The 6152-nt window shown below is 59.1% G+C and carries 10 protein-coding genes and 1 pseudogene; 6 read left to right on the forward strand and 5 right to left on the reverse strand.

Annotated features, from left to right (window positions below; all coding sequences use genetic code 11):
• The 3 genes and pseudogenes from ACGVJ8_RS10750 to ACGVJ8_RS10760 all read right to left on the reverse strand — a co-directional run.
• Positions 1 to 193, reverse strand: a pseudogene (locus ACGVJ8_RS10750) (hypothetical protein); the annotation flags it as partial.
• A complete protein-coding gene (locus ACGVJ8_RS10755; RefSeq protein WP_392347977.1) occupies positions 193 to 513 on the reverse strand; it encodes an MgPME-cyclase complex family protein in 321 nt (106 codons plus the stop codon). The gene ACGVJ8_RS10755 and the pseudogene ACGVJ8_RS10750, both read right to left, overlap by 1 nt.
• On the reverse strand, positions 510 to 1259 hold the full coding sequence (locus ACGVJ8_RS10760; RefSeq protein ID WP_392347979.1) for a pyridoxine 5'-phosphate synthase: 750 nt from the start codon (positions 1257 to 1259) through the stop codon (positions 510 to 512). The genes ACGVJ8_RS10755 and ACGVJ8_RS10760 overlap by 4 nt, the downstream gene beginning before the upstream one ends.
• Before the next feature lie 26 nt (positions 1260 to 1285).
• Here ACGVJ8_RS10760 and ACGVJ8_RS10765 point away from each other — a divergent pair, with 26 nt between their 5' ends.
• From ACGVJ8_RS10765 to grxD, 4 genes are read left to right on the forward strand one after another with little or no spacing between them, the layout of a single operon-like run.
• Positions 1286 to 2041: a lysophospholipid acyltransferase family protein gene (locus ACGVJ8_RS10765; protein ID WP_392347981.1), complete on the forward strand. Its 756-nt coding sequence runs from the start codon at positions 1286 to 1288 to the stop codon at positions 2039 to 2041.
• A 29-nt stretch (positions 2042 to 2070) separates the two neighbouring features.
• Positions 2071 to 2598, forward strand: coding sequence for a hypothetical protein (locus ACGVJ8_RS10770; RefSeq protein ID WP_392347983.1), 528 nt, complete (start codon positions 2071 to 2073; stop codon positions 2596 to 2598).
• 48 nt (positions 2599 to 2646) lie between these two features.
• Complete coding sequence (locus tag ACGVJ8_RS10775) at positions 2647 to 2895, forward strand: BolA family protein (protein ID WP_392347985.1); 249 nt, start codon at positions 2647 to 2649, stop codon at positions 2893 to 2895.
• Positions 2896 to 2915: 20 nt separating this feature from the next.
• On the forward strand, positions 2916 to 3239 hold the full coding sequence (grxD, locus tag ACGVJ8_RS10780) for a Grx4 family monothiol glutaredoxin (protein WP_038554215.1): 324 nt from the start codon (positions 2916 to 2918) through the stop codon (positions 3237 to 3239).
• A gap of 1 nt (position 3240) precedes the next feature.
• Here grxD and ACGVJ8_RS10785 read toward each other — a convergent pair whose 3' ends face one another.
• A complete protein-coding gene (locus tag ACGVJ8_RS10785; RefSeq protein ID WP_392347987.1) occupies positions 3241 to 3513 on the reverse strand; it encodes a DUF6761 family protein in 273 nt (90 codons plus the stop codon).
• A gap of 74 nt (positions 3514 to 3587) precedes the next feature.
• On the opposite strand from ACGVJ8_RS10785, the gene ACGVJ8_RS10790 reads away from it, so the two are divergent.
• Entirely contained in the window at positions 3588 to 4355 is a 768-nt protein-coding gene (locus tag ACGVJ8_RS10790; protein WP_392347989.1) for a response regulator transcription factor, read from the forward strand.
• Between the two features lie 705 nt (positions 4356 to 5060).
• Here ACGVJ8_RS10790 and ACGVJ8_RS10795 read toward each other — a convergent pair.
• Positions 5061 to 5348: a hypothetical protein gene (locus ACGVJ8_RS10795; protein ID WP_392347991.1), complete on the reverse strand. Its 288-nt coding sequence runs from the start codon at positions 5346 to 5348 to the stop codon at positions 5061 to 5063.
• Between the two features lie 563 nt (positions 5349 to 5911).
• Here ACGVJ8_RS10795 and ACGVJ8_RS10800 point away from each other — a divergent pair.
• The coding region (locus ACGVJ8_RS10800; protein ID WP_392347993.1) for a hypothetical protein at positions 5912 to 6152 on the forward strand (241 nt) is incomplete at its 3' end.

Genomic DNA, 6152 nt, shown 5'->3' on the forward strand with positions numbered 1-6152 from the left:
GAATCGGCGGCGTCTCCGTGAGATCACGGCGGGTCAGCCCCAACCCCAGCTTGGCCGAAGCCCCCAGCAGGATGTCCACCATCGCGTCCCCATCGGGACAGGTGGCCACGGCCTGATTGGTTTTCTCCGCACCATCGAGGGCCTGCACCAGAAGTGCGATGCGCTGCTGAACGGGGAGGGAACTGGGCTTCATCAGACGGCACCGGCAAGAGCATCGGGAATCCCTGCGGACGGTGCCTCAAAGGCCCCCACAACCACGTACTCCAAACGCAGTTTGAGGAAGATGATGAAGGTGGGATCGGTGGACACCACAGCGGCAGCGGGCTGAGGGGTGGTCGCCTTGAGCTCTGCCAACTCAGGTGAGGACAGGAAAGCCGGTTGTTTCACCAACCAGAAATCGATGGTCTTGCCGGTTTCGGCGTAGTTGCGTTGGCGCTCCCGCAGCACTTCCTCCAGCGGCTCCTCCACGGTGAGGAAGCGCTCGCTGGCTGCAACGAAGTGATAAGTGGTCATCCGGGCGCCTGTCCGAAAAGGGGATCAAGGCGGGGATTCTGAATCAAGACCTTCATATCCCGCACAGCCTGTTGCAGTCCGACGGTGACAGAGCGGGCCACGATCGTGTGGCCGATGTTGAGTTCCTCCATCCCTGGAATGGCCGCGATGGGCTCGACGTTTTGATACGTGAGGCCATGGCCGGCATTGACCCGTAGACGGAGTTGCCGGGCGATGGCCGTGCCCTCCTGCAACCGGGCCAGCTCCTGCGGCTGGGTGCTCCAGTCGGCATCGGCGTAGCGACCCGTGTGCAATTCCACCCAACAGGCCCCCATGTTTTTGCATGCCTGGAGCTGGGTAGCCTCCGGATCCACAAACAGGCTCACCGGAATCTTGGCGGCCTGAAGGGTTTGCACCATGGCCCCCAGGGAAGCATCTTGTCCAGCTACATCCAGGCCCCCCTCCGTGGTGACCTCCTCGCGCCGTTCCGGCACCAGAGTGACCATGTCAGGCTTGATCCGCAGCGCAATCGCCATCATCTCCTGGGTGGCGGCCATTTCCAGGTTGAGGCGAGAGCGCACGGTTTGGCGCAGCAACTCCACATCCCGATCCTGGATGTGACGCCGGTCTTCTCTCAGGTGCACGGTGATCCCATCAGCCCCACCGAGTTCAGCTAGGAGTGCCATCGACACCGGGTCTGGCTCGACGGTTCGCCGCGCTTCACGGATGTTGGCGATGTGGTCAATATTGACGCCGAGGCTGGCCATGACGAGGCAATTGTTGGCCGGATCCTATGCAGCTTTGTCTAAGGGATTTAGGCTCTCAGGCGACGAATCCGATCAGCCCGTTGCAAGCGGCCCTGGAGACCCGAGAAAACAGCCTGCGTGTCGGAATCGACAGATTCTGGGCCCCCCTGGCGATGTTCACCACCCAGGATCTGGCGCTGCAGTTTCAATTTCGTGAGCGACTGGTGCTGCATCCGGAGCATCTCCCCCATCAGGGACCGGTGCTGCTGGCGCCGACGCACCGCGCCCGCTGGGATGCCCTGATGCTTCCGATGGCCGCCGGCCGTCGGGTCAGTGGCCGCGACTGCCGCTTCATGGTGACCACCACCGAAATGCGGGGGTTGCAGGGCTGGTTTCTGCAACGGCTGGGCTGCTTCCCGGTGGACCAGGGACGACCCTCGATGACCACCCTGCGTCTTGCCATCGACCTGTTGGCCGACGGACAGCAAGTGGTGATGTTCCCCGAAGGCAGGATCCACCGGCAGGACGAGCCAATTGAGCTACGGCCGGGCCTGGTGCGTCTGGCCCAGCTGGCCCAGAGCCGCGACGTTTCCGTTCCTGTGGTTCCCGTTGGCTTAGGCTATAGTCAGACCTCACCACGGCCCTTCAGCCGAGTAGCGCTCTGTTTCGGAGCAGCGCTCACCGTGCCAGCCAAGGGAGATCGCGCGGCGACGCGGAAGTTCAACAGCAAACTCGCTGCTGCGATGCATACGGCTGAACAAGCGGCCCGTGCTGCCGTTGGCCGACCGCTACAGAGCTTCTAAAGTCTGCGCACGTTTTCTTGACTGATCTCATGGGTTGTCGTGCATTGCTGACGACTGCTGCACTTGTGGCAACCCTGGGCGTCACCGCCGCTCCTGGCATCGCCCAAACATCGGCCGAGAACCGCGTTCTGGCTCAAAGTCAAGGTGGATTCAACCCGGCGGCCGTTCGCTCAATGCTGGTTGAGGGCGACGCAGCCGCCAGTCGGGGAGACCTGGCCGAGGCGCGGGCCGATTACGACACAGCCCGCAAGGCCTCCAAACAACTACTGGCCTTCTACCGCGACCTGAGTGGTGCCTTCCGCGGTCTTGATGCTCGGATCCCCCGCGAGATGGACACCAGGGGCCGTAAAGCCCTGGAACTGCTGGCGGAAACCAACCTCCGCCTGGCCGCCCTGTTCCGTCGTCAGAACCAGCCCGAAGTGGCTGTTCCGGTGCTCGTCGAGGTGGTCAAACTGATGACACCCGCCACGCCCCAGGGACAGAAGGCCTATCAGAGCCTGCTGGAACTGGGCTTCGTTGAAACGGAATTCCGGGGCGCATCGGCAGCTGGCCAATGAGCTGGTCTGTCAGCATCTGAACCAGTTCCTCCTTGCGCAATCACCGCCATGGTGCAGTCGGATGCCGTTGAAGCCGCGATCCAACAGGTCATTCCCAATGCCAACGTCACCGTTGAAGACCTAACTGGTGGCGGTGATCACCTCCAAGTGACGGTGGTGTCTTCCGCTTTTGCTGGCCTTTCACGCATCCGTCAGCATCAAATGGTGTACGGCGCGCTGCAGCAGGAATTGGCCAGCGAAGCGATTCACGCTCTCGCCCTCAACACTTCAAGCCCTTCGGACGCTGCGTCCGCCTAACGCTCAATCCACGCTTAACGATGGACCCCTCCACCAAAGCTCGCATCGAAACTCTGGTCGCTTCCAGCCCGATCTTCGTTTTTATGAAGGGCTCCAAGCTGATGCCACAGTGCGGATTCTCAAACAATGTGGTGCAGATCCTGCACTCCCTCGGTGTGGCATTCGAAACATTCGACGTTCTCTCTGATCCAGAGATTCGTCAGGGAATCAAAGACTTTTCCAGCTGGCCCACCATTCCCCAGGTTTATGTAAAAGGGGAATTCATCGGCGGCTCCGACATCCTGATCGAGATGTACAACTCCGGCGAACTTCGCGAAAAGCTAGAAATCGCACTCGCCAGTTAACTCAATAACCCTGAGGATGGCGCATGTACAAGGTGATCACATCCCCGTCAGGGCCAATAAAGCTGGAGGGATCCATGATCCAGCGATCAATCAATTGTTCGAGGCGATGCTGAGAGCGGGGATCAAGCGATCCTGACTTCCGCAATGCATGCAAGTAGCCATCGGAATACAACCGCAGCTCCGAAGGGGTGTGATATCGGGTCGTCAGCTCCTGGCAGGCATCGCAAAGCGATTGAAAATGACGGATGGCTTCAGGGTCGTCGAGTGATGTCATGAGATACAACAGCAGCCCCTGCTTCCAGCCTGCCAGGAATTTCGGATTAGCGTAGGCGTGCCCGGGCCGATCCAGTGACCTCCACTCCCCACGACCTCACGGCGGAAGCATCTGCAACCAGCCCCGATCCGGTGGTGATGCCAAGCGCAAACACCGGTCAGGAACCTTCGCGGGTGTTGGTGGTCGAGCCGCACCCCACTCTTCGCACCGTGCTGGTGCAGCGGCTTCGTCAGGACGGTCATCTCACCGCAGCAGTGGCCAGTGCCGCTGAAGCATTGGAGGTCTGCCAGGAACAGTCGCCCGATCTGCTGGTGAGTGCAGAGCTTTTGGAGCGCAGCTCCGCCCTGCGGCTGGCTGAGCAGCTGCGTTGCCCCGTGATTGTGCTGACTGCACGTGCCGGTGCCGAGCCGGTGGTGGGCCTGCTGGATGACGGTGCCGATGATGTGCTGCGCAAGCCCTTTGGCCTCGAGGAATTGGCCGCTCGCTGCCGCACCTTGCTGAAACGAGGCCATAGCGGCCTGCAGGAACGGGTCACCGTTGGTCCGCTGGAGGTTCATCTACTGCTCCGCCAGGTGACGCTGCGGGAGCAGCCGGTGGAGCTCAGCCCCCGCGAATTTGCCCTGCTTTGTGCGCTGTTGATGCCGCCTGGGCTGGTGCGCAGCCGACAGGAACTGCTGCGAATGGCCTGGCCTCCCTTCAGTGGCGGGCCACGCTCCGTGGACACTCAGGTGCTGACCCTGCGCCGCAAGCTGGAGCAGGCCGGTCTTGGCGAGGGCGGTGGAATCACCACCGTGCGTCAGCGGGGCTACCGCTTCAGCCTCGATAACCTGCCAGCCAGCTGAGTCAAGTGAATTCATTCCAGCCAGAGACTGGAATTTGGGGGTCAAGGCCAATCAACGTTCACCCCGACGGAAGTCGTTTCCTCGAGCCCTTTGAGGCTCACTTAATTCGTCTTGTGAAGACGAATCGCCTGCTTCAGTTGGGCTTCTTTGGTCGGGACCAGATGGTGTGAGGTCACCCAACCCAATTCACAAAGGTGATTCACGCAGACTTTGAGCTGAACCGTTCCGCAGGGGAGGTTGGTGAGTTCGGTTGTCATCCGATCGGAGCGACTAAATCGATTCCAACGTCTGAGCGACAGACAGCAACGCCAGACATCTGTACAAAATCAAGAGTTATTCGTAGGAGCGTCTTTATTGCTTGATCGGGGCAAGCGGGTCAACATGGCGCTGTTGACACCCGGGAGCCCCCGCCATGATCAGATTAACCAGGCTGTATTGCAACCAAGGAGAGAGATTTCTCCTCATCGATGTTGCCTCTGAAGAAGCTTCGAAAAGGGCCGAAGAGCTGCTCAAAGACGGCTGGGAGATCGAAGCGGAAATACCGGTCTGATAGGGGTGGCTGATGCCACTGAAGTAGAGCTGCAAGCCCTTGAAATCGACGTGGCTTAAGGAAATGGGCTGGGCTCACGAAGCCAGCTAAGGAGACTTTGACTGGCTTTACTTGTGGGCCCCGACCATCTGATGTTGGGTTTGACGTGCTTGTCCTCAGAAGAATTTCTGCAAGACAGCAGGAATCTCTAAGTCCTCTGGTGAGTCGCACTGGCTGGCTTGTTCAGCGAGCTGCGCGAGAGCAACTGATTCCTCTGGAAGGGGAATGCTGCATTCGCAGACATTCTCTTTTTTGCGAGGGAAGCGATTGCCCAGAAAAAAGGGCGGCAACTCCCAATCGCGAGAAGTCAGCTCCTCACCATCCGCATTTGGCTGAGCGATCTGGTGCTCCAGCTTGAGGTCAATGGCTTCCCCCCAACTGTTCCAAGGACGTTGATCATCCATGAAGCGCTGGTCAGGGCAGGGAATCTTGAGGATGTCGGCGGCTCTGCACATGTGGCGGAACCACCAACCAGACCAGTTCATCTCCATCACATGGTGAGCGACCTCATCCTCAGCACAAACACCAGTGGTGATGTGCCATGGCGCTGGCTTGGGATGAGCATGACGAGCTGATCTTTCGAGAAATGTCAAAAGGCGTGGCAAGGCTGATTTGAAAAAGGCTCGCTTTCGCTTTGAACACGTCCCGTCAAGAGCAACGTCCTCAGTGACGGACCATGGGGTCCAATCCAGTTGGCTCTCGTCTGTACCGATGCCATCAGAAGGAGAATCACTCCCCATCAGAACGAAAACGGCAGGCCAGATTGCAAAGGCGAAAGACCTAAACGCTGGCGCTCAGCATTCATGACTCGGCGACCTTCTTCAAGGAGCTGTCGCCCTATTTGCCGTCGCTTTGACCTGCACTCTTTACCGTCCTGAAAAGTCTGAGCATCTTTCAGACAGGTCTGTGTGGACTGGAGTAATGCAAGCCTCTGGTCATAGCTGCTGAGCAACCAATCGTGCCTCACTTGGAAAAGCTGCTGCTTTTGGTTTTCAGTCAGCTTTGCTTCATCTGGCAACTGTCGTTCTTGCATTCGCTGTTAAATGCGACGTTGCAGAAAGGGATTGAGCTTGACCCTCGCTCTGGTGCAGTGCGATTGCAGACAGAGCAAGACAAGGGATTAGCAGGATGCCGCTCAAGCAAGCAGGCGAGAACGCTCGATGCGAGTGGCTTTCGGTGGTGCCGAGGCCATCGGGACCAAATTGTTT

This window comes from Parasynechococcus sp. (assembly GCF_042954245.1).
Classification (GTDB): domain Bacteria; phylum Cyanobacteriota; class Cyanobacteriia; order PCC-6307; family Cyanobiaceae; genus Parasynechococcus.

Bases quoted from the DNA above. Each gene is read 5' to 3' on its own strand.
- ACGVJ8_RS10770 (WP_392347983.1), top strand. From the start codon at position 2,071: ATGGGTTGTCGTGCATTGCTGACGACTGCTGCACTTGTGGCAACCCTG.
- ACGVJ8_RS10785 (WP_392347987.1), bottom strand. From the start codon at position 3,513: ATGACATCACTCGACGACCCTGAAGCCATCCGTCATTTTCAATCGCTT.
- ACGVJ8_RS10765 (WP_392347981.1), top strand. From the start codon at position 1,286: ATGCAGCTTTGTCTAAGGGATTTAGGCTCTCAGGCGACGAATCCGATC.
- ACGVJ8_RS10755 (WP_392347977.1), bottom strand. From the start codon at position 513: ATGACCACTTATCACTTCGTTGCAGCCAGCGAGCGCTTCCTCACCGTG.
- grxD (WP_038554215.1), top strand. From the start codon at position 2,916: ATGGACCCCTCCACCAAAGCTCGCATCGAAACTCTGGTCGCTTCCAGC.
- ACGVJ8_RS10760 (WP_392347979.1), bottom strand. From the start codon at position 1,259: ATGGCCAGCCTCGGCGTCAATATTGACCACATCGCCAACATCCGTGAA.
- ACGVJ8_RS10775 (WP_392347985.1), top strand. From the start codon at position 2,647: ATGGTGCAGTCGGATGCCGTTGAAGCCGCGATCCAACAGGTCATTCCC.
- ACGVJ8_RS10795 (WP_392347991.1), bottom strand. From the start codon at position 5,348: ATGGATGATCAACGTCCTTGGAACAGTTGGGGGGAAGCCATTGACCTC.